We start from the raw sequence: 24,895 nt of genomic DNA on the forward strand, positions 1-24,895 counted from the left end.
GTTGGGCGAATATGGCGGCAAAGGGTTCGGGACGTTCAAACCCGCGCTGGCCGATCTGGCGGTTGCCAAGCTCAGCCCGATCAGCACCGAAATGGCGCGCCTGATGGCGGACCCTGCCGAGATCGACCAAATCCTCGGCCAAGGCGCGGATAAAGCCGATGCCATCGCGCGCCCGATCCTTGCGCAGACCTATGACATCATGGGTATGGTGCGCTCGCGCTAAGACAGGTTGGGGGGCGCGGCCCCTCTACCCCGCAGCTTTTGCCTCGGCGCGCGGATACAGCCGCGCCATCGCCAATCCACGCGCGCCATTGAGCACCATCAACGCTGCCCATAACCCGTGATTGCCAAAGGCCGGGATCAGGATCAGCAGCGCCACGACATAGATCGCGACCGAGACAAACATCGCGTTGCGCATCTCGCGCGTCAGCGTCGCGCCAATAAAAATACCGTCAAACATCCAGCTTGCGATACCGATCACCGGGGCGATAGCGATCCAAGGCAGATAGCTGCGCGCGGCCAAGCGCACCTCGGGGGCCGTGGTCATCACATCCACGATCCAAGGTCCGGCGAGAAAGAACACTACCCCCAGCAGGGCCGCGCCCCCAACGCCCCATTGCGCGGCAACGATGGCCGCGCGCCGCATCCGCGAGACCGAGCGCGCGCCCACCGCTTGGCCCACCAGGCTTTCGGCGGAAAACGCAAACCCATCAAGCGCGAATGCCGTGATTTCCAGAAATTGCAGCAGCACCTGATTGGCGGCCAAGGTCACATCGCCCTGCCCCGCGCCCAGAAACAGGAACGTGGTAAAGCTGGCTTGCAGCAGCACCGAGCGGATCATGATATCGCTATTGACCCGTGCCATCACGCCCAGCTTGACCCGATCAAAGATCGCGCGAGCCCGCCATAAACCGCCCATAAACGCCGCCCGCGTCAGCCAAAGCGCCAGCGCCACGCCACCAAGTTCCGAAATCAGCGTGGCCACCGCGACCCCTTTGACGCCAAAGCCAAGCCCGAGCACGAACCACAGATCCAGCGTCACATTGAGCGCATTCATCGCCACCTGCAGCACCAGCACACTGCGCGTGCGCTCCAGCGCGATCAGCCAGCCGGTAAAAGCATAAAGCGAGATCGTCAGCGGCGCGCCCCAGATCCGGATTTGCAGGTAATCACGGGCAAGGCTTTCAACCTCGGCACTGGCCGGAGCCAGCCGAAACGCCGCCCAAAAGATCGGAATTTGCAGCGCCACCAGCGCCAAGCCTGCCGCCGCCGCGATGATCAGCGCGCGCATCAATCCCGCCGAAACCTCGACCGTGTCGCCCGTGCCATGGGCTTGGCTGACAAGCCCCGTCGTGCCCATCCGCAAAAAGCCGAAAATCCAATAGATCGACGACAAGATCACCGCGCCAATCCCCACCGCCCCGATTGGCGCAGGCAGGCCGAGCTGGCCGACAACGCCGGTGTCGACCGCGCCCAGAATCGGGATCGTGGCGTTGGACAGAACGATCGGCAGCGCGATTTTGAGAACCCGCGCGTGGGTGATCTCAGCCATCGGTCTCGCGCGGGGGCATCAGGAAATGGCCCGTGGCCTGCGCAAACAGCTTGGTGCGATTGTCCTGCCATGCCTCGACATGCACGCTGGCATAACGCCGCCCCGAGCGATTGACGCGGGCGCGGGCATAGGCATCGCGCGGCAGGCCAGAGCGCAGGTAATCCACTGTGAAATCAATGGTTTTCGGCAAGCGCGGCAGCGACATCGGGGCAAGCTTATCAAGGTCGATCCGGCCCGCCTCGATATCCTCCCAGAGGAAGGCCCAACTGAGTTCGATGATCGCCGTGACCTCAAGAAACGCCGAGGTCGCCCCACCATGCAGCGCGGGCAGCATCGGGTTGCCGATCAGCTTGTCATTAAAGGGCAGAATGGCGGTCAACTCATCGCCACGCCGGTCAAACTGGATGCCAAGGAAGCGCGCATAAGGCACGCCATCAACCAACGCACGCAACGCGCCGTCGCGACGCTGCTTAACCTGCTGAACGGGTTCTGGCTTGGGGCGGGTCATGCTGCGCCCTCCCGCCGGCTCACGGTGAAGGCGCCGGTTGCGGCGGCAACGGGGATGCCGTCTTCCTCGTCATGCGCAGAGGCGCGCACGAACGCGACCGAGCGCGTGACATGGTAGCATTCCGCACGAGCCGTAATGCGATGACCGGGCGTGGCGGGGCGCATGTAGTCGATGCGCAAATCCAGCGTCGCGGTCGAAAACCCGGCCTGCGGATGGCTCATCACGGCGGCCCCGCAACAGGTATCCATCAGGGCGGAAACCGCGCCGCCATGAATAACCCCCGTGCGCGGATCGCCGATCAGCCGTTCGTCATAGGGCATCGAAAGCACCGCATAGCCCGCCCCGATCTCGTCCAGCGTCATCCCCAGCGCGTGGGAATGCGGGATCGCCTCGATGAACTGGCGGGCTTGTTTGAGGATCGTCTCGTCGGGAGGGCTCATTGCGGTATCCGGCACTTGTTGGGCTGTCGCGACTATTCCTGCTTGGCGCGCCAGAGGCAAGGCCCGCTTAGGCCGCGCCCTGCGCGATTACGAAATAGCGCGCAATTCCATAGATGTAGAAGGCGATAAACAGCAGGTTGATATATTTTAGCTGGCGTTCGGTATGCAGCCAGGCGTGATAGGCCCAGATCATGCAAAACGGCAGGCTTAGGAATAGATTGAGCGGATACCAGTTCTGCACGATGGCGATAGTGGAGGCGATGCCAAGCGCAAGCGCAATCCATTTCAGTTCGTGTTGATAGGCGGCCAAACCGCCCACGCGCAGACGCAAGTGCGAACGCATCCTCGCTCCTTCTGGGTCAATTTTGATTTGATGAGGGGCACAGAGATTGCTGCCCTTAGGCGCGCTATGTGTCAGAGATCGCGCTGCAAGTCCAGACGAGCCCCCTAGCGCCGTTGCGCAAAGAAGTCCTTGAGCAGCGCCTCAGCCGCCCCGCCCGCGATCCCGTCATAGACCTCGGGGACGTGATGGCACTGCGGATGGGAAAACACCCGCGGCCCCTGCGCCACACCGCCCGATTTCGGATCACTCGCGCCGTAATACAGCCGCGCGATGCGGGCTTGGCTAATCGCAGAGGCGCACATCGGGCAAGGTTCCAGCGTGACATACAGGTCATGACCGGGCAGCCGTTCTGACCCCGCCTGCGCACAGGCCGCGCGCAGTGCAAGCACCCCGGCATGGGCGGTCGGGTCGTTCAACTCGCGTGTGCGATTGCCCGCGCGCGCCACGACCACGCCTGCGGGCGAGACCACGACCGCGCCCACAGGCACCTCGCCACGCGCGCCCGCCGCACGTGCCTCATCGAGCGCCTGTTGCATGAAAGACCGAAATTCCATGGCCCTTCATCGCCCAGCCGTCCGCGCCAATCAAGGTGCTTTGCAAGCGCCGCACAAAGGTGTAGATCACCCGCCTTGGCACCCGAGTGAGTCCGGCGCCCCCTCCCTTAGAAGGATTTTCGTCATGAATGACACCCCCGCCCCCAAACCGTCGCAAAACGAACGCATCGCCAAGGTGATTGCGCGCTCTGGCGTGGCCTCGCGCCGTGACGCTGAGAAGATGATCCTCGCTGGCCGCGTCGCGGTGAACGGCAAGAAAATCGACACGCCCGCGCTGGATGTCTCGCTGAAAGATAAGGTCACCATCGACGGCAAACCGATTGATGCGCCGCAAGAAACCCGGCTGTGGCTGTATTACAAGCCGCTCGGTCTGGTCACGACCGAGAAGGATGAGCAAGGTCGGCGCACCGTGTTTGACGAAATGCCCGAGGGGATGCCGCGCGTGTTGAACGTGGGGCGGCTTGACCTCAACTCCGAAGGGCTGTTGCTGTTGACCAATGATGGCGGGTTGAAACGCCGTCTGGAATTGCCCGAAACCGGCTGGCTGCGCAAATATCGTGTGCGCGTGAATGGTCGCCCGACCGAGGCGACCTTTGATCCGCTGCGCCGTGGGATCACGATCGATGGCGAAGATTTCCAGCCGATGGAGATCAGCCTTGATCGTCAGCAAGGCGCGAATGCGTGGCTGACCGTGGGCATCCGCGAGGGCAAGAACCGCGAAATTCGCCGCGCCATGTCCGAAGTGGGTCTGGTGGTGAACCGCCTGATCCGGCTGAGCTATGGGCCGTTCCGCCTGATCGACATGCAGCCCGGCGACGTGGTCGAGGTGAAACGCCGGATGCTGCGCGATCAGCTTGGCGACCGGCTGCTGACCGGGATGGATACGGGGGGCGACTCTGAGGAGCGCCCGCATCGCGACCGCCCCCGTGGCGACCGCCCGCGCGGCCCCCGCCCCACGGGTGACAAGCCCGATTTCAAACGGGATCGCGATGAGCGCCCGCGTGGCGACAAGCCTGCTTATGGCAAACCGCGTGGGGACCGTGATGATCGCCCGCGTGGCGACAAGCCTGCTTATGGCAAACCGCGTGGGGACCGCGACGATCGTCCGCGTGGCGACAAGCCTGCTTATGGCAAACCGCGTGGGGACCGTGATGATCGCCCGCGTGGCGACAAGCCCACTTACGGCAAACCGCGTGGGGACCGTGATGATCGCCCGCGTGGCGACAAGCCCACTTACGGCAAACCGCGTGGGGATAAGCCCGCTTTCGGGGACAAGCCGCGCTCGGGTGGGTTCAAATCGCATGGCGGCAAGCCGGGTGGTCCGTCACGCTCCGAAGGTTTCAAATCGCACCGCGATGACGACCAGCGCGGCGGCAAACCCGGCGGCTATGGTGGCAAGCCCGGCGGCGGCAAGCCCGGCGGCAGCTATAGTGGCAAACCGGGCGGCAAACCCGGTGGTGGCTTTGCGGGCAAGTCCGGTGGTGGCAAACCCGGTGGCGGCTACAGTGGCAGACCCGGCGGCGGCAAACCCGGCGGCGGTTACGCTGGCAAACCGGGCGGTCGCCCGGGCGGCAATAGCTCGCGCGGAGGCTCGCGCGGCTGATCACATCTGTTCAGAGGGGAATTTGAGCACAAAATTCCCCTCGGCGGGTTTACGCGAATTTAACATCCCACCTCTGGCGCAAACCCGCCGGGCTACCTATAAATTAAGGTGAGGCGCAGAAAAATCTGCGCTGAAATCGGAGGGTGGCCCATGTCGCGCACGGCGCAAAAGCGGATCGCATTCTGGCTGATGCTTGCGTTGACCCTATCGGTCGCGCTGACAGGGAGCGTGTGATGGCCCAGCGCTTTGGCGGCAAATATTCGCCCGATCCCCATTCCACACCCGAAACCGGACCGATCCCGGCCCATCGCCGCCCCGTCGCGCGCCACCCCGAGGAAAATCGCCCCGTCTGGATCACTTTGGCCGCCGCGCCGTTTCTGCTGGGCGCGTTTGGCGAGGGGCCGTTTGCCCTGATCCGCGCACTGGCGGCCTTTGCGCTGATTGCGGGCGCGGCTTGGACGATCCGCGAAGGGCTGCGCGCCGAGTTCGCCTATACCGCGCGCGCCGCCGCGCGCCGCCCGGCCTTTCCGCGCAAGATCCTCGGCTCAATCGCGTTCGGGCTAGGGCTGGCTGTGGGCGCGCAGGCGCCCGAGGTCGGACTGATCGGATCCATCGCGATCGGGGCGCTTGGAACGGTGATCTCGTTGGTCGCGTTCGGGCTTGATCCATTGAAAAACAAGGGCATGGACGGTGTTGATGCGTTCCAGCAAGAGCGCGTCGAACGCGTCGTCAAGGAAGGCGAGACCTATCTGACCGCGATGCGCAGCGCGATTGCCCCCACGGGCGAGCGCACGCTGATCGAGCGGGTCGCGCGCTTTGAGGCCAGCGCGCGCGATCTGTTCCGCGTGGTGCAGGAAGACCCCGGCGATCTGGCCACCGCGCGGCGCTACATGACCGTCTATCTAGAGGGGGCGCGCGATGCGACGGTGAAATTCGCCGATCTGTGGCGTAACACGCGCGACGCGGATGCGCGCCATGATTACGAGTCGCTTTTGAGCGATCTGGAGACCAATTTCACCGCCCGCACGAAACAAATGATGGCTGACGGCCGCGAGGGGCTTGATATTGAAATCGAAGTGCTGCGCGACCGGCTCGCCCGCGAAGGGCTTGCCACAACCCCCAAGCAGGGGTGAAACTTATACTGACGCAGGGGTAGATGCGCCCAAAGTGCCGCAAGGAGGCCAGAAATGACCGAAACGACCCGTATAAAGGCAGCCGAGTTGATGACTGAAATGGAAGGGGTTACCAGCGCGCTGTTGGCCGACCCCGCCCCCGCCGAAAAGGTAATTCCGCTGGATCAGGCCAGCCCGGATGAGGCCGAGGCGATCCGCAAACGCATGGCCGAATTGGACATGACCGATGCGACCTCGATCGTGCAGTTTGGTTCGCGCGCGCAAAATGATTTGCAGGCGATCAGCCAAGAGATGCTTTCGGGTGTTAAGAACAAGGATGTGGGGCCTGCGGGCGACAGCCTGCGCCAGATCGTGACCACGATCCGCGGCTTCTCGGTGTCCGAACTGGATGTGCGCCGCACGCGGTCTTGGTGGGAAAAACTGCTGGGACGCGCCGCCCCGTTTGCCAATTTCGTGGCGCGCTTCGAAGAGGTTCAGGGCCAAATCGACAAGGTCACCGACAGCCTTTTGAGCCATGAGCACAAGCTGCTCAAGGATATCAAATCGCTCGATATGCTCTATGACAAGACGTTGAAATTCTATAACGAATTGGCGCTGTACATCGCGGCGGGCACCGAAAAGCTGCGCCAGATCGACACCACCGACATCCCCGCGATGGAAAAGGCGATCGCCGATGCACCTGAAAACGAAAAGGTGCTGCAAGCGCAGGCATTGCGCGATCTGCGTGCCGCGCGCGACGATCTGGAACGCCGGGTGCATGACCTCAAACTGACGCGCCAAGTGACGATGCAGTCGCTGCCTTCGATCCGGCTGGTGCAGGAAAACGACAAATCGCTGGTCACCAAGATCAACTCGACGCTGGTGAATACCGTGCCGCTTTGGGAAACCCAATTGGCGCAGGCGGTCACCATCCAGCGCTCGCGCGAGGCGGCCGGTGCTGTGCGCGAGGCCAATGATCTGACCAACGAATTGCTGACCGCCAACGCCAAGAACCTGCGTCAGGCCAATGCCGAGATCCGCACCGAAATGGAGCGGGGCGTGTTCGATATCGAGGCGGTAAAATCGGCCAATGCCGATCTGATCGCGACGATCGAGGACAGCCTGCGCATCGCTGATGAGGGCAAACGCAAGCGCGCCGATGCCGAAACCGAGCTGGTCGAAATGGAGCACAAGCTGCGCGACACTCTGGCTTCGGCGAAATCCTCGGCTCAGGGCGGCGGGGCCGCCTGATGATATGGGCGCGGGCTTTGCGCTGGCTGACCGGGCTCGCGGGATGTCTCGCGGTCTCGGGCTGCGTTGGGTTGCTTGGCTCTCCCAATGCGCCGCGCACCACCCCGCGCCCGACCCCCGCGCCCGCGCAACCTGGCGCATCCAAGGCTGCGCAGCGCAGCGAACTTTCGCGCGAGTTGATGGCCTATTACGCCAAGATCACCTCTGAAATGGAGGCGCGCGGCCAGTTGCGCACCGATGTGGCCCCGCGCGACGCGCCCTTTGGTCAGCGCCAGCTGGTGGATGATTTCGTGCATGTCGCGCTGTATGATGAATACACCCCCTCGGGGGGTGGATTCGTTGCCCGCCAGACGGTTTCGCGGTTGCGTCGCTGGCAAGCGCCGGTGGCGATGCAGGTCGAATTCGGCGCCTCGATTCCGATGGCCGATCGCGCCTCGGGGCGTGCCGAAGTCAGCGCCTATGCCAGTCAATTGGCGCGTGCTTCGGACCATCGCGTGGAGATCGTGAACCATAGCAGCAACTTCCATGTGCTGTTCTTGAACGAGGATGAGCGGCGCGCGATCGGCCCGCGCCTGCGCCAGTTGGTGCCGGGCATCGACGAGGCATCGGTCGAGGCGATCACCGATTTGCCGCTCTCGACCTATTGCGTGGCCTTCGCCTTTTCCGAGGGCAATAGTGCCGTTTACGCCCAAGCTGTCGCGATCATTCGCGGCGAACATCCCGCCGCGCTGCGCACCAGTTGCATCCATGAAGAACTGGCGCAGGGGCTGGGTCTGGCCAATGACTATCCGCGCGCGCGTCCCTCGATCTTCAACGATGACGAGGAATTCTCGCTTTTGACGCATCATGATGAGATGTTGCTCAAAATGCTTTACGATCCGCGCCTGCGCCCGGGCATGACCGAGGCCGAAGCGCGCCCGATTATCGAGACAATCGCCGCCGAGATGATGGCGGCAAATAGCTAAAAAGGACCGACACGACATGGGTATTCTGGATTTCCTTTCGGGCGAGTTCATCGACGTTATCGGCTGGACTGACGACACCCGCGACACGATGGTCTGGCGGTTTGAACGCGAGGGCCATGCGATCAAATACGGCGCCAAGCTGACGGTGCGCGAGGGGCAATCGGCAGTGTTCGTGCATGAGGGCCAGTTGGCCGATGTGTTCGGCCCCGGTCTTTACATGCTCGAAACCAACAACTTGCCGATCCTGACCACGCTGCAACATTGGGATCACGGCTTCAAATCGCCCTTCCAGTCCGAGATCTATTTCGTCAACACCACCCGGATCAACGATCTGAAATGGGGCACCAAGAACCCGGTGATGACGCGCGATCCTGAATTCGGCCCGGTGCGGCTGCGCGCCTTTGGCACCTATTCGATGCGCGTCACCGATCCGGGCAAGTTCCTGACCGAGATCGTGGGCACGGATGGCGAATTCACCTCTGACGAGATCAGCTATCAGCTGCGCAACGTCATCGTGCAAGAATTCTCGCGCGCCATTGCGGGTTCCAACATTCCGGTGCTGGATATGGCCGCCAACACTGCCGATATGGGCAAGCTGGTGGCCACGGCGATTGCGCCCACCATCGGCAATTACGGGCTGTCCCTGCCCGAGTTCTATATCGAGAACATCTCGCTGCCCGAGGCGGTCGAGGCGGTTCTGGACAAGCGCACTTCGATGGGAATCGTGGGCGATGTGAACAAATACATGCAGTTCAACGCCGCTGAGGCGATGGGCCAGCCGGGCTCAGCCGCCTCTGCGGGGATGGGCGCTGCGATGGGGGCTGGAATGGGTGCGGGCATGGGCATGGCGATGGGCCATCAGATGGGGGCCGCCGGGCCTTGGGGGCAAGCCCCCGCCGCTGCTGCCCCGCCGCCGCCTCCGCCGCCCGTGGAAAAGGTCTGGCACATGGCCGTGAACGGTCAGACCGAAGGGCCTTATGGGCGTGGACATTTGGGACGCATGGCTGCCGATGGTAGCCTGACGCGCGACAGCCTGATGTGGACACCCGGTCAGGATGGCTGGATGCGCGCCGAGGATATTTCTGAGCTGGCGCAGCTATTCACCATCGCGCCGCCTCCGCCCCCGCCTGCAGGCTAAACTCATGTTTTCGATGCCGAAAGTTGGCCGGGGCGTGCAAGCGCCTCCGACCGATCCGCAGGGCGATAGCCACTATAGCTGTGAAAGCTGTGGGGCCGATCTGCGCTTTGCCCCGGGGCAGACGCGGCTGGTCTGCGATCATTGCGGCCATGTGCAAGACATCCCCGCCGCCACCGGGCGCGGCGAGGCGATCTTGCGCGAAATCCCCTTGCAAGAGGCCCTCGCGCGCGGCCTGCCCGAACCCGAGATGGAAGAGCACCGCACGCTGTCTTGCCCCAATTGCGGCGCCTCGATCGAGTTGCAAAACGGCGAGCATTCCACGCAATGCCCGTTTTGTGCCACGCCCGTTGTCACCGATACCGGCACGCGCCGCCTGATCAAACCCCAAGGCGTGTTGCCCTTTCAACTGACCGAGGAACAGGCGCGCGCAGCGCTGTCAAAATGGCTGGGCAGCCTGTGGTTTGCGCCCAACGGTTTGTCGCAATATGCCCGCAAGGGGCGGCGCATGACGGGCATTTACGCGCCGTTCTGGACGTTTGATGCAAGCACCCGCACCCGCTATTCGGGCCAGCGCGGCGACGCCTATTACGAATCGCGCACCGTCCAGACCGACAAGGGCCCGCGCACGCAACAGGTGCGCCGCATCCGCTGGAGCGCGGTTTCAGGGCACGTCGCGCGCGCCTTTGATGATGTGGTGATCTATGCCGCGCGCTCGCTCCCGCCGCCCTATATCGACGCGCTGCGCCCGTGGGATCTAAGCGCCTTGCAGGTCTATCGGCGCGACTATCTGGCGGGGTTTTCCGCCGAGGGCTACACGGTCGAGCTGCATGAGGGCCATCACGCCGCGCAGGTCGAGATGATCCGCGTGATCCAGACCGATATTCGCCGCGATATCGGGGGCGATGAGCAGCGCATCACCGCGATGGACCCGAATTTCGCCGATGAGACCTTCAAGCATATCCTGCTGCCGATCTGGACGGCCGCCTATAAATTCCGCGGTCGGTCCTATCGCTTTATCGTCAACGCTCAGACCGGCCGTGTGCAGGGCGATCGCCCATGGTCCGCGGTGAAAATCACGCTGGCGGTGATCGCCGGGCTGATCGTGATCGGAGCGTTTATGTATCTCAAACGCTAGGCGCGCGGATTGCCCCCCTGCGGCATGATTGCGCCTTGATACCTGTGCTATGCGCCCCGATATAAGTGCCAAATATAGTCTCAAGGAGGGGCGCAATGACCCAATCCTATCGCGTGACCTGTCTCGAATGTGGCCAGGCAAACCGGGTGCCGGGCGACAAGCTGGGCGCGGGCGCAAAATGCGGCACCTGCGGGGCCCAGTTGATCACGGGCAAAGTGACCGAAGTCGATTTCAAGATCCTCGCCAAGGCCGAGAAAGACGATCTGCCCCTGCTGGTGGATTTCTGGGCGCCGTGGTGTGGGCCGTGCCGTGCGATGGCACCGCAGTTCCAGCAAGCGGCAGGGCAACTCAGCCCGCATGTGCGCCTTGCCAAGATCAATACGCAGATCAACCCGACCGCCACGCAGCGCTATCGCATTCAGGGCATCCCGGCCTTTATCCTGTTTGCCAAGGGCCGCGAAGTCGGGCGCGCCGCAGGGGCACGTCCGGCGGCGCAACTGGTTGAGTTCGTGAAATCGCATGTGCCGGTGAACGCCTGAAATAATGCGTCGATGCATGGGGCGAGCGCTTGACAAGCCGCGTCCCGTGCGAGAAATATTCGGCCACGGTGAGGGGCTGTAGCTCAGATGGGAGAGCGCGTCGTTCGCAATGACGAGGTCAGGGGTTCGATCCCCCTCAGCTCCACCATCGCCGTGCTTCCTGTCAGATCAAATCCAATGCGATTCATCGCCTTATTTCGCGTTGCGCGCCATTTCAGGGGCGGCACAACTGCCCCGGCGCATCGGGTGACAGTTTCGCGCCCGCGATCTGGGCCATGTGCCAGGCCAGCGCTTGATTGCTGCTAAGCACCGCAAGCCCCAGTTCGGCCTCAAGCGGATCAATAATGTCGAGCGTGCGCAGGTTGGTGCATGACAGAAAGATCGCATCAAGCTTTGTCTGGCGCGCCAAGGCGCGCGCTGCGGCGCTGATCGAATCGGGGTCGATACGCGCCACGCGTGCCTCGATCTCTTCGCCAAAAGACAGGGTGGCGGGAACGTCGAAACCCGCGTCTTGAAAGGCCACGCGAATGGGGCCGCTGACCGAGGCGACATAGGGCGACACGATCCCCACCCGACGCGCGCCCAACGCCTTAAGCGCCGCAATCGCCGCGCTCAGCGGGTTGGTAACGCGCTCCGCGCCCTGATCGGGCGCAATCAACTGCGCCACGCGCGCCACCCCGATCAGCGCAGTGCCCGAGGTACAGGCATAACACAGTGCATCAAAGCGCACCGAGGCGGGCAGCAGCGCGGCGGCGCGCGGCAGGTGATGTTCCATTTCGCCAATCGTATCGGGCGTCAGCGCATCGCCAGAGGGCACACGGCTGACATAAAGCAAGGTCTGTTTAACGTTGAAAAGACGGCGAAAATCCTGCTCGATCGTTTCATCCGCTTGCAGCACGATCAGACCCAGAGCGGTCTCTGCTATCGGCCCGGTGAGTTGATAGGGGAACGGGGTCATAGGCGGATTTCGGGCAATGTCGCGGGCGCGCGGGGCGAAAGCAACTCGGGCCCATCAGCGCGCAGAACGATGTTTTCCTCATGCACCATGATCTTGCCCGGTGCGATCTGTAACCCCGGCTCAAGTGTCAACACCATCCCCTCGCGCAGCTCGGTGTGATCAAGGGGCGTGAACGAGGGCCACTCGGTCAGCGTCACGCCCAACCCATGGCCCAACCGCCCGCCCAAAGGCATAGCGCCCGCTTGCACAATCGCCTCTGCCATCACCGCATGGGCCTGTGCCGCCGTCATCGCGGGGCGCAGACGCACCAGCGCGCGCTCGGTCGCCGCGAACAAAACGTCATGCGCCCGGCGCAGCGCATCGCTGGCAGGCCCGATCGAAAAATTCCGGTCAAAATCGCAGAAATAGCCATCACGCACCGCCCCGGTATCAAGCATCACCAGATCGCCCGGCATGATCGGGTCGGGCCCGGCTGGCGAGATCACATCGCCATATCCGCCCTGCCCGGCCCCGCCCGCGACATAGCTGACCCAATCCGCGCCCTCTTGCAGCAGCGCGATCTGAAAGCGGCGAAACACATCGCCAAGGGCTGCACCGGGGCGCACAAACTCTGGAACGCGGGCAAAGGCGCGATCGGCCAATAGGCAGGTGGCGCGGATCTTGTCGATCTCGGCCTCGGATTTGATCTCGCGCACCGAGTGCAGCGCTTTGGTGCCATCCACAAAGCGGTGCGGCGCAAGCCTCTCACGCAGGCGGGCGAAATCGGCCAGAGGCATGCGCAGATGGGTCTCGGCGGCCATCGCAACCCCGATACGCCCCGTGCCCGGCAGCGTTTCGCGCAAACTCGCCGCCAGCAAACTGATGCCGTCATCGCGCGGGTCCGGGGCCGCCCAAGTGCGGATATCGCTGATCCAGCAGCGCCCCATCAGGTCAGCTCCGATCGCGGGAATCACCGCGACTGGTTCGCCGCTGCCCGGCACGATCACAAACCACGCCCGCGCCGGGCTTTCCCAAAACCGGGTCAGGAAGCCGGTGACATAGAAAATATCGGCAGGCTGGGTCAGCAACAACACATCGAACCCATCGCGCGCCATCGCCCGTTGCAGCCGCGCGGTGCGCGCGCGAAATTCTGGCGCGGCAAAGATCATCGAACGCTCAGCCATCTTCGCGGGTTTCGCTCAGGATCGCCAGCACGCGCGCATCTGCGCCCAAATCAAGCCCCGCGATCAGGGCACACAGCCCCGCCCCGCCCGACGGGGTGGTCGCAAGCCCCAGCTTGGCCAATTGCGCGACCCCGGCCTCGGCCTCGGATTCTGACAGCGTGACAAAGCGGTCGGCATCGCGCGCCAGCCCTGCCAGCGCAACCATCGAGGGGGTCTTGCAATCCAGCCGCCCCATCATTGAAACCGGGCCGCTGGTCGTGACCACATGGCCTGCGCGAATGCTTTCGATCAGGGCGGGTGCGGCGTCGGGTTCAACGACAATGATCTGCGGAGCAGCGCCCCAGTTCGCGCGGATAAACGCCGCCACCGCCGCAGCCAAACCGCCCACCCCGGCTTGCAACAGCACATGGGTCGGGGCGGTTTCAAGTTGTGCCAACATCTCGTGGGCGAGGACCAGATAGCCCTCCATCACCCGCATCGCCGGGGTGATATAGCCCGGCCAAGTGCTGTCAGACAGCAGCGTCCAGCCCTGACTTTGCGCCTCGGCTTGGGCGGCTGCCATGCTTTGCTCATAGGTTTCGCCCGCGCGCACCACCTCGGCCCCCTTGGCGCGTAGACGCTCGGCAAAGGCCTCGGGCACGCTTTGGGCCAGATAGATCACCGCGCGCGCCCCGAAAATTCGCGCCCCCGCCGCCACCGACAGCCCGTGATTGCCAGCGCTTGCGCAGACATAGACCCGGCCCTGCAGCGCCTGCGCGGGCGTGTCGGCCCCCGCCTCGACCGCCTCCTGCGCTATCGCATACGCCGCCCCAAGCGCTTTGAAACCGCCCAAGCCCATCCGGTCTCGCTCATCCTTGATGAGAACCTGCGCCACGCCGGTTAGGGCGGCCAGCGCGGGCACATCGCGCAGCGGCGTCGGGGCATAGGCGGGACAGCGCGCGATCAACGCCATCGCTGCGCGCGAATCGCTGATTGGCATCTCGCAGCCCAGCCCAAGTCCAGTGCCATGATACGGGTTGATGAGGCTGTCTCGCATGCAGGGCTCCTGTGTGATCGCAGCGGCGCGCGTGGACAAAACGACGCCCGGTTCGTTCAAATTCTCACAGGGTCCGCGCCCCGCCAACCCCACAGAGACGACAGGCCAAGGCCCAAAAACGCAGATGCCGCTCGATTTTTGCGCGAGAACAGAATTACCTGTTTGTTATCAATGCGTTACGGAAAATTCCTTGATCGACGCACCGAAGGCTGTGGATAGACTATCCCCAGATATCGTGGTGCAGCCCCGGGTTATCCACCAGAAATTGCTTTACACAGCGCCTCCTCGCCTACACGATATGTAGTATGGAAAGGCGCGCAAACCGCCGATCCTTGTATAGCCGACAAGCCTTAGGGGAGCTGCACCTCGGGGCGCCAAAGAAGGCAGGGGGATACGAGCATGGCACTGAGTGAAGACTATCTGAACGTCGAAGAACTGCACCCGATCGACATCGTGGAAACGCTGGCGGAGGCGCATGACTGGCAATTTGACCGGGTGACCGACGACCAGATCGCGATGGCGGTTGAGGGGCAATGGCGGAGCTATTCGATCACGCTGGCCTGGTCTGACAGTGATGAAACCCTGCGCCTGATTTGCACCTTCGAGATGGACCCGCCCACAACGCGCGAGCCCGCACTCTATGACCTTTTGAACCGCGTCAATGACCGGGTTTGGACGGGTGCGTTTACCTTCTGGCCCGATCAACGGCTGATGGTCTGGCGCAACGGTCTGGTCTTGTCGGGCGGTCAGATGCCCGGACCCGAGCAGATCGATCGGTTGATCGGGGCGGCGGTTGCCTCGTCAGAGCGATTCTACCCGGCCTTCCAACTCGCGACCTGGGGCGAGCGCACTCCCGAGAATGCGATGCAGGTCGCCATTGCAGAGGCCTACGGGCGCGCCTAATCTGCCCCCAACACAAAGGGGGCACCATGAGTTTTGACAGTATTTCCAAACGTGGTCTGGTGATTTTGGGCTGCGGCCGCATGGGCGGCGCGATCTTGCAGGGGCTGCTCAAGGGGGGCTTGTCTGCGGGCGCAGTCTGGGTGATTGACCCGCATCCGGCTGACTGGCTGCAAGACGCAGGCGTACATCTCAACACCGATCTTCCCGCAAATCCTGCCGTGGTGCTGGTCGCGGTCAAACCGCAGATGATGGCCGATGCCTTGCCGCATCTTTCGGCGATGGCGGCGGGCGATACGTTGTTTCTCACGGTGGCGGCGGGCATCACGATGGCCGGGTATGAGCGGATGCTGGGCGCTGACACCCGCCTTGTGCGCGCCATGCCCAACACCCCCGCCGCGATCGGGCGCGGTGTGACGGCGATCGTTGGCAACCCGAAAGCCACCGCCCAAGACCTTGATATCGCTGAAGAGTTGATGACTGGCGTGGGTCAGGTCGTGCGGCTGGAACACGAAGATCAGATGGATGCGGTGATCGGGGTTTCGGGCTCGGGCCCGGCCTATGTGTTTCACCTGATCGAAGTAATGGCAGCAGCGGGCGAGGCCGAAGGGCTTGCCCCGGACCTAGCACTGCAACTGGCCAAGGCGACGGTTGGCGGGGCGGGCGAATTGGCCGAGCGCAGCGATGAGACGCCCGGCAAATTGCGCGAGAACGTCACCTCTCCGGGCGGCACTACGGCAGCCGCCCTTGAGGTGCTGATGGACCCGGATACCGGCATGGCGCCGCTGATGCGTCGCGCCGTAGCCGCCAACATCGCCCGCAATCGGGAGCTGGGAAAATGACGATCAGCTTTGACGATTTCCTCAAGGTCGATATTCGCGTCGGATGCGTGCTGCGCGCCGAACCCTTCCCCGAAGCGCGCAAACCCGCGATCAAGCTTTGGGTCGATTACGGCGATGAGATCGGGGTCAAGAAATCTTCTGCCCAGATCACGAAACACTATACACCAGAAGAGCTTATCGGTCGTCAGGTCTTGGGCGTGGTGAATTTCCCGCCCCGCCAGATCGGCCCGTTCATGTCCGAGGCGCTGGTGCTCGGCATCCCCGATGCCGAGGGCGAGGTGGTGTTGCTTGGACCCGGCCAAGATGTGCCTTTGGGCGGAAGGATGTTTTGATGAAACTGCTTGTAACTCGTGAATTGACCCCCGAGGTCGAGGCCCGTGTGGCGCGCGAATTTGACGTGACCTTTCGCAATGGTGCAGCCCCGATGGAGGCCGACGAGGCCGCGCAAGCGCTGGCTGACTATGACGCGCTTTTGGTCACGCTCGGGGATCGCCTAAACGCGCAGACCTTTGCCGCCCCGCCGCGCGCGAAAATGGTCGCCAATTTCGGCGTCGGCTATAACCATATCGATGTCGCCGCCGCCCAAGCCGCTGGCGTCACGGTCTCCAACACGCCGGGCGCGGTCACCGACGCCACTGCCGATATCGCGATGACGCTGATCTTGATGAGCGCGCGGCGCGCAGGCGCGGGCGAGCGCTATGTGCGGCGCGGCGACTGGACCGGCTGGACGCCAACGCAGTTTCTGGGCCAACACGTGACGGGCAAACGCGTGGGCATCATCGGCATGGGACGGATCGGTACCGCAATCGCCAAGCGCTGCCATTACGGCTTTGGCATGGAGGTGCTGTTTACCAAACGCTCCCCCCTGCCTGATCCCGGCCTGCCCGCCCGTCAGGTCAGCCAGGACGAATTGTTGAAAATGTGCGATTTCGTCGTCATCGCCGTGCCCGCAAGCCCAGCAACGCATCACCTCATCGGCGCGCCCGAGATCGCAAAACTGCAACCCCATGCGCATCTGATCAACATCGCGCGCGGCGATATCGTGCAGGAAACCGCGCTGATTGCGGCCCTGCAAGCGGGGGTGATCGCCGGGGCTGGACTGGATGTGTATGAACACGAACCCGATGTGCCTGCGGCCCTGCGCGCGCTGGATAACGTCACGTTACTGCCGCATCTGGGCACCGCTGCGCTGGAGGTGCGCGATGCGATGGGGCATATGGCGGTGGATAATCTGATCGCGTTTCGGGACGGCAACGCGCCGCCCAATCGCGTCACCGCTTGACCTTTTGCGCGCCCCACCTGAGTGTTGGGACAGGAGGAGCCGATGCAGCAAGCCGTCATTACCGGAACCGGGGTTTTCACCCCGCCGCAAACCATCACCAATGCCGAACTGGTCGAGAGCTTTAACGCCTATGCCGACCTCTTCAACGCCGAAAATGCCGCCGCGATTGCCGCAGGCGATGTCGCGGCCAAGGATCATTCCTCGGTGGAATTCATCCTCAAGGCCTCGGGGATTGAGCAGCGCTATGTGATGGACAAGGACGGCGTTCTGGACCCCGCGCGGATGTATCCGCGCTTGCGTCAACGCTCGGATGATGAGCCCGGCATCATGGCCGAAATCGCGCTCGATGCCTGCAATCAGGCGCTGGAAATGGCCAGTCGCAAGGGCGAAGACATCGATCTCGTGATCTGCGCCGCCTCTAATATGGAACGCGCTTACCCCGCAATTTCGATTGAAATTCAAAAGCTTCTGGGGGCGGGTGGCTTTGCTTTCGATATGAATGTCGCCTGCTCCTCCGCGACCTTCGGGATTCAGGCCGCCGCTGACATGATCCGCACCGGATCGGTGCGCCGCGCGCTGGTGGTGAACCCCGAGATCACCTCGGGCCATCTCGAATGGCGCGACCGCGATTGCCATTTCATCTTCGGCGATGTCGCCACCGCAACCCTGATTGAGCGGCGCGAAGATGACACGCAGGGCTTTTTGATCCGCTCGAGCCGCTGCGCCACGGAATTTTCCAACAACATTCGCAACAATAACGGTTTCCTGCGTCGCACGCGCCCCGATGGCGTCGCGGATCGGCGTGATATGCAGTTCATGCAAGAGGGTCGCAAAGTGTTCAAAGAGGTGATGCCGATGGTCGCGCAGCACGTTCTTGCGCATCTCGCAGAGACCGGAGTGAAGCCCGAAGATCTGCGCCGCCTCTGGCTGCATCAGGCCAACAAAACGATGAATGATTTTCTGGGCCGCAAGGTGCTGGGGCGCGACCCGGAACCCGGCGAGCAACCCAATATCCTGCAAGACTATGCCAACACGTCATCGGCAGGCTCGATCATCGCGTTTGCGAAACATTCCAATGACTTCGCCCCGGGCGATCTGGGGTTGATCTGCTCTTTCGGGGCGGGCTATTCGGTGGGATCGGTTGTGGTCGAGCGGATCTAGACGCGCTCGCCCATCGCCGCGCGCCAATGGCGGCGACACAGGCTGACATAGGTCTCGTTGCCGCCAATCTGCACTTGATCCCCGTCATGCAAGGCGGTGCCATCCGGCCCCATCCGCACCACCATCGAGGCCTTTTTCCCACAATGGCAAATCGTGCGCACCTCGCGCATTTCATCAGCGAGCGCCAGCAAGGCCGCCGAGCCGGGAAACAGCTTGCCTTGGAAATCGACGCGCAGCCCGTAACACATCACCGGCACGCCCAGATCGTCGACCGCCCGGGCCAATTGCCAGACTTGGGCCTCGTTCAGAAATTGTGATTCATCAACAAAAATGCACGCACAGGGGCCTGAATCCAACCGTTTCTTGACCATTTCGAACATATCGGTCTCGGACGTGAAGCTTTCTGCCTCTGCCCCAATCCCGATCCGGCTTGCGATCTGATTGTGGCCTGCGCGCAGGTCCAGCCGGGCCGTGATCAGCATCGTCGCCATGCCGCGTTCGATGTAATTATACGAGGCTTGCAACAGCAATGTGCTTTTGCCAGCATTCATCGTCGAGTAGTGAAAATAGAGCTTTGCCATGAACTACCGCATAGCGTCCCAAAACTGGCGCGGCAAGGCTCTGCCCTACGGCTTGGGGTCCGTCAGGCAGAGCCCGCCAGCCCTGGATCGTGTGGGGAGCCAAGGCTGAAACGCGTCGCGCGCTTTTGTTAAACGCGTTCTCGTTGGCTTATGATGTGACAAATCGCGCGCTGCGGGGTAAGGGGAATGGCAGGGAAATTTTCCCACAGCAGGGCATTGAGATGAGCGAACATATTGGCAGCTATTTGAAGAAACACAGCGAAGCGCTGGTCAAAGACCTCGGTATCGAGGCTGCGGCCCGGATTTGCGGGAAATCCAAGGCCACGCTGGGGCGCTATTACTCGAACGATCCTGACAATTCGGAGCGCTTCATGCCGCTTGATGTCGCGGCCCGCCTTGAGGCCGAGGCCAGCTATCCGCATGTGACGGTCGCGCTGGCCGATCTGGCAGGCGTCACGCTGAGCTGGAATGAAGAGCGGCGCAATGCCTCGAGCGGTTCGATCAATTCCGACGTTGTGGCGCTGAGCCAGCGCTTTGCGATGCTGATGGCGGAATATCACGTCTCGATCGCCGACGGCACGATCAGCCTGAATGAGGCCAAGCGGATGCTCAAAGAGGCGCAGGCACTGCAAGAGGTCCTGCTGCAGGTCAAACTCAAGCTGGAGGAAGGCGCGGTCGGCTAAGCCCGATCGGCGCTGTCCATCCAGATCGTAACTGGCCCGTCATTCAGCAGGTCCACCGCCATATCTGCACCGAATTCCCCCGTCTGAACGGGTAGACCAAGCCGCGCCAGATGGGCGGCGAAATGCTCATAAAGTGGCTTGCCCTGATCGGGTGGGGCGGCGGTGGAAAATCCGGGGCGATTGCCGCGCGACGTGTCGGCGGCAAGGGTGAACTGGCTCACCACCAGACAGGCCCCACCTATATCGCCCACGGCGAGATTCATCTTGCCCGCCGCGTCCTTGAAGATCCGTAGCTTGGCCACGCGCTCGGCGAGTTTCTCGGCCGTGACCGTATCATCACCCGCCATTGCACAGACCAAAATCAGCAGCCCATGTTGAATATTTGCTAGTCTTGCGCCGGAAACCGTCACGGACGCCCGCGAAACTCGTTGAATAAGTGCTCTCACGCGAGATCCTCGGCCCAAGGAGGATTGGCCCCCGCGCGGCTCACAACCACCGCCGCAGCCGCCACGCCCAGATCAAGACAGGCCCGGATCAGGTCTTCATTGGCGCGCGAAATCGCCTCTTTGCTCAGCGCGTCTGCGCGATCCAATGCGGCCAAAACGCCCGCGTTGAATGTATCGCCCGCGCCGACCGTGTCGACCACCTCAACCTTGCGGGCCGGTGCGAATACGTCGTGATCGGCGCTAAACCCATGCGCTCCGGTCGCCCCCTCGGTCACGAAAACCAGCTTCGCCCCTCGCGCCAAAACTTTGCGCGCCAGATCTTCGATCGTGCCGGGACCTTCGATCCAGCGCAGATCCTCATCCGAAAGTTTCACGATATCGGCCACCGCCATCATGCGATCAAGTCGCGCACGATAAGCGACCTCGTCGCGAATGAAACCGGGGCGGATATTGGGGTCGATCATCGTAACACGGCTGGGTGCCTCGCGCAGCATCAACGCCTCATAAGTCGCGCCGCTAGGCTCTACCACCAGAGAAATTCCCCCGAAAAACAGCGCCTTAACGCTATCAGGCACGACGGGCAGATCAGTGTCCGCCAGCATCCGCCCCGCTGTATTTTCATCGTAGAACGCATAGCGCGCATGGCCATCAATCAGCGTCACGAAAGCCAATGTCGTGGGTCGATCAGAGCGCGCCGCAAGCCCCGCATCAACGCCTGACTCGGCCAGCGCATTGATCAACATCTGACCAAACAAATCATCCGACAAACCCGAGAAGAACCCCGAGCGCGCGCCAAGCCGTCCCAAAGCGATCGCGGTGTTGAACACGGCCCCACCGGGATAGGGCGCGAACGCGGTTTCGCCCAGCGAGCTTTGACGGGGCAGCATGTCGATCAGGGCTTCTCCACAGCTCAGGATCATCGAAAACCTCCTCTTGCTTGCGCTAACAGAGCTACACCGAGGCGCGCGATGCGACAATCCCTCTGTCTTGCGAGTGCTATAAATAACCCCGAAAAGGCCGACACGACACCGCCAAGGCTTTGTCAGCTGCCCCTATTTCCCCCGCCGAAAAAAGCGCGCGCGGTCATAGAGCCCCTCAAGCCGTTTCATCCGCGCCGCAGTTTCCTCCCATGTCAGCGATTGCACGGCCGCCATCAAGGTTTCCACCAGCACCTGAATGGCAACCGTGCTGTCCCAAGCACTTGGCACCTCGATCTGGGCCGAGAAACGATAGCGCGCATGGGCCGCTGCCGGGCTGACCCAAGGGTCGGTGAACAGGATCATCTCGGCCCCCTGCTCTGCCGCCATTTCAACCAGTTGCAGCACGTTGTTTTCATAGCGGCGAATGTCGAACACCAGCAGCACATCACCCGCTTGCATTTCCAGCATCGCGGGCGGCCAGGCGTTTGATACCGGTTCGAGCAGTTCGACACCGGGGCGGATCACCTTCATATGCGTGGTGAAATACTGCGCAATCGGCAGGGTAATGCGCCCGCCCGTGGCAAAGATGCGCCGCTTTGGATCGGCCAGTAACGCAACAGCGGCATCAAATTGCGCATGATCAATCTGCGCCAATGTCGCTTGCAAATTGCCCAGCACCGCATGGGCAAAGCGGTTAAGCATATGGGTTTCGGGCGCCGCCTCGGCCCAGCGATCATGTTTGGCGAGCGGCGAGACCAGACGCGCCTCTAGCTCGTCGCGCACCGCCTGTTGCAGACCCGGATAGCCGCCAAAGCCCATCTTTTGCGCCAGCCGCACCACCGTGGGCGAGGACACCTCGGCCGCTTTGGCCAAGGCCGTCACCGAGCCCAGCAGCGCCACCGGGTAGTGGCGCAGGATATGGCTGGCAAGCTGGCGCTCGGCGCGGGTCATGGCTTCAATCGCGCCTGCGATCTGATCTTCGATGCTTTTCACGGCTGCTGTCAAAATGGGCACTCCTTTGCGAAGGCTGTGCGAACAGATTGTAACAGAAAACGAAATTCTGAAAATATCTTGACAGAATTACCCCTCGGAGGCGAGCCTGATTACATCTTACCACAAGAATCGCACGGGGGGCTGCGTGTTGATGGGGCAAACGCCGATCCAGATCGAAGGGGACGAGCGCGGCGGCGCGTGCGTTTTCGTGTGCGAACATGCCTCGAATGCGATGCCTGCGCCTTGGGGCGATCTGGGGCTGGATAGCGCCCAGCGCGCGGCCCATATCGCGTGGGATCCCGGCGCTTTGGGTGTGGCGCGCGCATTGGCCGCGCAGCTTGATGCGCCCCTCGCGGCAGCCTGCCAATCGCGGCTGATCTATGATCTCAACCGCCCGCCTCACCATGCTGGCGCAATGCCCGCGCGCTCCGAAACCTTTGACATTCCGGGCAATCAGGACCTAAGCGCGCAAGATCGCCTCGCGCGCACAGACGCCATATATCTGCCGTTTCACGCCGAGTTGCGCGCCCTGATCGCGCGCAGGCTGGCGCGCGGGACGGTGCCGGTTCTGGTGACGGTACATTCCTTTACCCCGGTTTATTTCGGCCAAAGCCGCACGGTCGAACTGGGTGTGATTCATGACGCCGATCCGGCGCTGGCCTGCGCGGTGCTGGAAGAGGCGCTGGAACAGACCGGGCTGGATACGCGCCTGAATGAGCCCTATTCGGCCGCCGATGGCGTCACACATACGCTCGCGTTGCAGGCCACCCCGATGGGCCTGCCTCATGTCATGTTGGAACTGCGCAATGATCTGATCGCGGATGAGGCGTCGCAAAGTGCAATGGCGGCGACCCTTGCACCGGTGCTACGCGCCGCGATTGCGCGTTTGTCGCACCAAGCCGGGGAGGCCGCCTGATGCCCGCATGGATCCGCACCTATGTGCGCTTTGTCGAGACGCTGAACCGGCGCATGGGCAAATTCGCGATGTATCTGCTCTATGTGATCATGGCGATCATGCTTTATTCGTCCTTCACCAAGATCGCCCATATCCCCGCGCTTTGGACGCTGGAAATGGCGCAGTTCACGCTGGTCGCCTATTACATGCTGGGCGCGCCGTGGTCGCTGCAGGGTGACACCAATGTGCGCATGGACCTGTTTTATGCACGCTTTTCGCGCAAGGGTCAGGCGTGGTGGGATGCGTTCACCGTGTTTGCGCTGATGTTCTACATTGGGATCATGGTTTATTCGGCCTTTGATTCCACCGTCTATGCCTTTGAATACGGCGAGAGAAACCCAAGCGCGTGGCGGCCCTTCATGTGGCCGATCAAGACCATCATCACCGCCGGGTTCTTTCTGATGTTCCTGCAAGCCACCGTTCTTTTGATCCGCGACATCGCGACGATCCGCGGAGAGGAAATCTGATGGATCACAACACCATCGCGCTTTTGATGTTTTCGACGATGCTGCTGATGATGATCACCGGCCAGCGGGTGTTCGGCGCGATCGGCTTTGTCGCCGTTGTCGCCGCCTTTGCCCTTTGGGGGCCGGGGGGCACGCAGATGGGCTTTGGCTCGGTGATGAAGCTGATGAAATGGACGCCGCTGCTGACGCTGCCGATGTTCGTTTATATGGGCTATGTGATGTCTGAAAGCCGCCTCGCCGAAGACCTGTATCGGATGTTTCATGTCTGGTTTGGGCCACTGCCGGGGGGGCTTGCCATTGGCACGATCATGCTGATGGTGATGATCTCGGTGATGAACGGGCTGTCGGTGGCGGGCATGGCGATTGGTGCGACCATTGCGCTGCCCGAGCTGCTGCGGCGCAACTATGACAAGCTGATGATTTCCGGCGTTATTCAGGCCGGATCGAGCCTTGGCATCCTGATTCCGCCCTCGGTAGTGCTGGTGCTGTTCTCGCTGATCGCGCGTCAGCCGGTGTCGGAATTGTGGCTGGCGGGGGCCATTCCGGGGCTGCTGATGGCCTCGCTCTTCGTGGTCTATATCGTGATCCGCTGCCGGTTGAACCCCAGCCTCGCCCCGCCGATGGACGCCGAAGAACGCGCCGCCATCACGATGCGCGAAAAGCTGCGCCTGTTGCGTGCGGGGCTACTGCCGGTGTTCATATTCGTCGCGATGATGGTGCCCTTCCTCAAAGGCTGGGCGAGCCTGACTGAGGCGTCAGTGATCGGCGCGTTGGCCGCCGTCCTCGCCGCCGTCATCAAGCGCCGCTTTACGTGGCAGGTGTTCCAGACCACCACGCGCCAGACGATGCAGATCACCGTGATGTTTATGCTTATCATCACTGCGGCGCTATCGTTCGGTGCGGTGTTTGACGGTCTGGGTGCGGGACGCGCAATCGAAGATTTCTTCACCGAAGGGCTGGGCCTTGGTCCGTGGCAGATCCTGATCCTGATGCAGCTCAGCTTTCTGGTGATGGGGATGTTTCTGGATGACACCGCGATGCTGGTGATCGTCGCCCCGGTCTATGTCAGCCTTGCGCGTCACCTCGGCTTTGATCTGATCTGGTATGGTATCCTTTATACGATCACCTGTCAGATTGCCTATCTGACCCCGCCCTTCGGCTATAATCTGTTCCTGATGAAGGCGATGGCGCCCCCCGAATTTACCCTGCCGGTGATTTACCGCTCGGTCTTTCCCTTCGTGGGGGTGATGCTGCTGACGCTGATCCTCGTGATGCTCTTTCCGCAATTGGCGCTGTGGCTGCCGCATGTGGTTCTTGGACGATAACCAGAGCCCGGAGAAACCGGGCCTTGTAACCAGCAAGGAGAGA

General features: G+C 62.4%; 28 protein-coding genes, 1 tRNA gene and 1 pseudogene. 18 read left to right on the plus strand and 12 right to left on the minus strand.

The annotated features are described in order from the left end of the window. A pseudogene (locus QZ571_RS12755) lies at positions 1 to 223 on the plus strand (tryptophan--tRNA ligase); the annotation flags it as partial. Positions 224 to 247: 24 nt separating this feature from the next. Here QZ571_RS12755 and QZ571_RS12760 read toward each other — a convergent pair. The 5 genes from QZ571_RS12760 to QZ571_RS12780 all read right to left on the minus strand — a co-directional run bounded on the left by QZ571_RS12760 (position 248) and on the right by QZ571_RS12780 (position 3,397). After that, positions 248 to 1,552, minus strand: a complete 1,305-nt coding sequence (locus QZ571_RS12760) for an MATE family efflux transporter (RefSeq protein WP_295535392.1) — start codon at positions 1,550 to 1,552, stop codon at positions 248 to 250. After that, positions 1,545 to 2,060, minus strand: coding sequence for a PaaI family thioesterase (locus tag QZ571_RS12765; RefSeq protein ID WP_295535397.1), 516 nt, complete (start codon positions 2,058 to 2,060; stop codon positions 1,545 to 1,547). The genes QZ571_RS12760 and QZ571_RS12765 overlap by 8 nt, the downstream gene beginning before the upstream one ends. Beyond that, positions 2,057 to 2,500 carry a PaaI family thioesterase gene (locus QZ571_RS12770; protein WP_295535399.1) on the minus strand — a complete coding sequence of 148 codons (444 nt, stop codon included), beginning with the start codon at positions 2,498 to 2,500 and terminating at the stop codon, positions 2,057 to 2,059. The genes QZ571_RS12765 and QZ571_RS12770 overlap by 4 nt, the downstream gene beginning before the upstream one ends. Before the next feature lie 67 nt (positions 2,501 to 2,567). Further along, the gene (locus QZ571_RS12775; RefSeq protein WP_295535402.1) at positions 2,568 to 2,843 is read right to left on the minus strand and encodes a peptidase; all 276 of its coding nucleotides are present in this window, start codon (positions 2,841 to 2,843) and stop codon (positions 2,568 to 2,570) included. Between the two features lie 104 nt (positions 2,844 to 2,947). Beyond that, on the minus strand, positions 2,948 to 3,397 hold the full coding sequence (locus tag QZ571_RS12780; protein WP_295535404.1) for a nucleoside deaminase: 450 nt from the start codon (positions 3,395 to 3,397) through the stop codon (positions 2,948 to 2,950). A gap of 124 nt (positions 3,398 to 3,521) precedes the next feature. Between QZ571_RS12780 and QZ571_RS12785 the strand changes: the two genes are divergently transcribed. From QZ571_RS12785 to QZ571_RS12820, 8 genes are all read left to right on the plus strand, one after another. Further along, positions 3,522 to 5,000 (plus strand): pseudouridine synthase, encoded by a 1,479-nt coding sequence (locus tag QZ571_RS12785; RefSeq protein ID WP_295535405.1) that lies wholly within the window; start codon positions 3,522 to 3,524, stop codon positions 4,998 to 5,000. Positions 5,001 to 5,233: 233 nt separating this feature from the next. Further along, complete coding sequence (locus QZ571_RS12790) at positions 5,234 to 6,133, plus strand: 5-bromo-4-chloroindolyl phosphate hydrolysis family protein (RefSeq protein WP_295535407.1); 900 nt, start codon at positions 5,234 to 5,236, stop codon at positions 6,131 to 6,133. 54 nt (positions 6,134 to 6,187) lie between these two features. Next, positions 6,188 to 7,363: a toxic anion resistance protein gene (locus QZ571_RS12795; RefSeq protein ID WP_295535409.1), complete on the plus strand. Its 1,176-nt coding sequence runs from the start codon at positions 6,188 to 6,190 to the stop codon at positions 7,361 to 7,363. Then, complete coding sequence (locus tag QZ571_RS12800) at positions 7,363 to 8,328, plus strand: DUF2927 domain-containing protein (RefSeq protein ID WP_295535412.1); 966 nt, start codon at positions 7,363 to 7,365, stop codon at positions 8,326 to 8,328. The genes QZ571_RS12795 and QZ571_RS12800 overlap by 1 nt, the downstream gene beginning before the upstream one ends. A gap of 16 nt (positions 8,329 to 8,344) precedes the next feature. Next, a complete protein-coding gene (locus QZ571_RS12805) occupies positions 8,345 to 9,466 on the plus strand; it encodes an SPFH domain-containing protein (protein ID WP_295535414.1) in 1,122 nt (373 codons plus the stop codon). A 13-nt stretch (positions 9,467 to 9,479) separates the two neighbouring features. Continuing rightward, on the plus strand, positions 9,480 to 10,601 hold the full coding sequence (locus tag QZ571_RS12810; protein ID WP_295535514.1) for a primosomal protein N' (replication factor Y) - superfamily II helicase: 1,122 nt from the start codon (positions 9,480 to 9,482) through the stop codon (positions 10,599 to 10,601). Between the two features lie 95 nt (positions 10,602 to 10,696). Then, positions 10,697 to 11,140: a thioredoxin TrxC gene (gene trxC / locus QZ571_RS12815; protein WP_295535417.1), complete on the plus strand. Its 444-nt coding sequence runs from the start codon at positions 10,697 to 10,699 to the stop codon at positions 11,138 to 11,140. Positions 11,141 to 11,212: 72 nt separating this feature from the next. Further along, a tRNA-Ala gene (locus QZ571_RS12820) sits at positions 11,213 to 11,288 on the plus strand. Positions 11,289 to 11,354: 66 nt separating this feature from the next. Here QZ571_RS12820 and QZ571_RS12825 read toward each other — a convergent pair. The 3 genes from QZ571_RS12825 to QZ571_RS12835 are packed head-to-tail and all read right to left on the minus strand — an operon-like array spanning position 11,355 to position 14,297. Continuing rightward, positions 11,355 to 12,098 carry an aspartate/glutamate racemase family protein gene (locus tag QZ571_RS12825; protein ID WP_295535419.1) on the minus strand — a complete coding sequence of 248 codons (744 nt, stop codon included), beginning with the start codon at positions 12,096 to 12,098 and terminating at the stop codon, positions 11,355 to 11,357. Then, positions 12,095 to 13,261 (minus strand): Xaa-Pro peptidase family protein, encoded by a 1,167-nt coding sequence (locus QZ571_RS12830; RefSeq protein WP_295535422.1) that lies wholly within the window; start codon positions 13,259 to 13,261, stop codon positions 12,095 to 12,097. Before QZ571_RS12830 ends, QZ571_RS12825 begins: the two co-directional genes overlap by 4 nt. Further along, positions 13,254 to 14,297 (minus strand): pyridoxal-phosphate dependent enzyme, encoded by a 1,044-nt coding sequence (locus tag QZ571_RS12835; RefSeq protein ID WP_295535425.1) that lies wholly within the window; start codon positions 14,295 to 14,297, stop codon positions 13,254 to 13,256. The genes QZ571_RS12830 and QZ571_RS12835 overlap by 8 nt, the downstream gene beginning before the upstream one ends. A 399-nt stretch (positions 14,298 to 14,696) precedes the next feature. Between QZ571_RS12835 and QZ571_RS12840 the strand changes: the two genes are divergently transcribed. The 5 genes from QZ571_RS12840 to QZ571_RS12860 are packed head-to-tail and all read left to right on the plus strand — an operon-like array spanning position 14,697 to position 18,482. Continuing rightward, positions 14,697 to 15,200: a YbjN domain-containing protein gene (locus QZ571_RS12840; protein ID WP_295535428.1), complete on the plus strand. Its 504-nt coding sequence runs from the start codon at positions 14,697 to 14,699 to the stop codon at positions 15,198 to 15,200. A gap of 26 nt (positions 15,201 to 15,226) precedes the next feature. Next, positions 15,227 to 16,039 (plus strand): pyrroline-5-carboxylate reductase, encoded by an 813-nt coding sequence (gene proC / locus QZ571_RS12845; RefSeq protein WP_295535431.1) that lies wholly within the window; start codon positions 15,227 to 15,229, stop codon positions 16,037 to 16,039. Then, positions 16,036 to 16,371 (plus strand): tRNA-binding protein, encoded by a 336-nt coding sequence (locus QZ571_RS12850; RefSeq protein ID WP_295535434.1) that lies wholly within the window; start codon positions 16,036 to 16,038, stop codon positions 16,369 to 16,371. The genes proC and QZ571_RS12850 overlap by 4 nt, the downstream gene beginning before the upstream one ends. Then, on the plus strand, positions 16,371 to 17,321 hold the full coding sequence (locus QZ571_RS12855; protein ID WP_295535437.1) for a D-glycerate dehydrogenase: 951 nt from the start codon (positions 16,371 to 16,373) through the stop codon (positions 17,319 to 17,321). The genes QZ571_RS12850 and QZ571_RS12855 overlap by 1 nt, the downstream gene beginning before the upstream one ends. Positions 17,322 to 17,363: 42 nt before the next feature. Next, positions 17,364 to 18,482, plus strand: coding sequence for a beta-ketoacyl-ACP synthase III (locus QZ571_RS12860; protein WP_295535440.1), 1,119 nt, complete (start codon positions 17,364 to 17,366; stop codon positions 18,480 to 18,482). Here the strand turns inward: QZ571_RS12860 and QZ571_RS12865 are convergent. After that, entirely contained in the window at positions 18,479 to 19,063 is a 585-nt protein-coding gene (locus QZ571_RS12865; protein WP_295535443.1) for a thymidine kinase, read from the minus strand. The genes QZ571_RS12860 and QZ571_RS12865 overlap by 4 nt on opposite strands. A 221-nt stretch (positions 19,064 to 19,284) precedes the next feature. On the opposite strand from QZ571_RS12865, the gene QZ571_RS12870 reads away from it, so the two are divergent. Beyond that, on the plus strand, positions 19,285 to 19,746 hold the full coding sequence (locus tag QZ571_RS12870) for a phage regulatory CII family protein (RefSeq protein ID WP_295535446.1): 462 nt from the start codon (positions 19,285 to 19,287) through the stop codon (positions 19,744 to 19,746). Here QZ571_RS12870 and dtd read toward each other — a convergent pair. The 3 genes from dtd to QZ571_RS12885 all read right to left on the minus strand — a co-directional run bounded on the left by dtd (position 19,743) and on the right by QZ571_RS12885 (position 22,105). Continuing rightward, on the minus strand, positions 19,743 to 20,192 hold the full coding sequence (gene dtd / locus QZ571_RS12875) for a D-aminoacyl-tRNA deacylase (RefSeq protein ID WP_295535449.1): 450 nt from the start codon (positions 20,190 to 20,192) through the stop codon (positions 19,743 to 19,745). The two genes, QZ571_RS12870 and dtd, sit on opposite strands and share 4 nt — an antisense overlap. Beyond that, on the minus strand, positions 20,189 to 21,112 hold the full coding sequence (locus QZ571_RS12880) for a carbohydrate kinase (RefSeq protein ID WP_295535452.1): 924 nt from the start codon (positions 21,110 to 21,112) through the stop codon (positions 20,189 to 20,191). Before QZ571_RS12880 ends, dtd begins: the two co-directional genes overlap by 4 nt. A gap of 132 nt (positions 21,113 to 21,244) precedes the next feature. Next, positions 21,245 to 22,105, minus strand: coding sequence for a MurR/RpiR family transcriptional regulator (locus tag QZ571_RS12885; RefSeq protein ID WP_295535455.1), 861 nt, complete (start codon positions 22,103 to 22,105; stop codon positions 21,245 to 21,247). Positions 22,106 to 22,256: 151 nt separating this feature from the next. Between QZ571_RS12885 and QZ571_RS12890 the strand changes: the two genes are divergently transcribed. From QZ571_RS12890 to QZ571_RS12900, 3 genes are read left to right on the plus strand one after another with little or no spacing between them, the layout of a single operon-like run. Further along, positions 22,257 to 23,021: an N-formylglutamate amidohydrolase gene (locus QZ571_RS12890; protein ID WP_295535517.1), complete on the plus strand. Its 765-nt coding sequence runs from the start codon at positions 22,257 to 22,259 to the stop codon at positions 23,019 to 23,021. Continuing rightward, entirely contained in the window at positions 23,021 to 23,527 is a 507-nt protein-coding gene (locus QZ571_RS12895) for a TRAP transporter small permease subunit (RefSeq protein ID WP_295535458.1), read from the plus strand. Before QZ571_RS12890 ends, QZ571_RS12895 begins: the two co-directional genes overlap by 1 nt. After that, entirely contained in the window at positions 23,527 to 24,852 is a 1,326-nt protein-coding gene (locus QZ571_RS12900; protein ID WP_295535460.1) for a TRAP transporter large permease subunit, read from the plus strand. The genes QZ571_RS12895 and QZ571_RS12900 overlap by 1 nt, the downstream gene beginning before the upstream one ends. The last annotated feature ends 43 nt before the right edge of the window (positions 24,853 to 24,895 follow it).

Origin of the sequence: uncultured Thioclava sp. (assembly GCF_913064665.1) — a bacterium.
Lineage (GTDB): Bacteria > Pseudomonadota > Alphaproteobacteria > Rhodobacterales > Rhodobacteraceae > Thioclava > Thioclava arctica.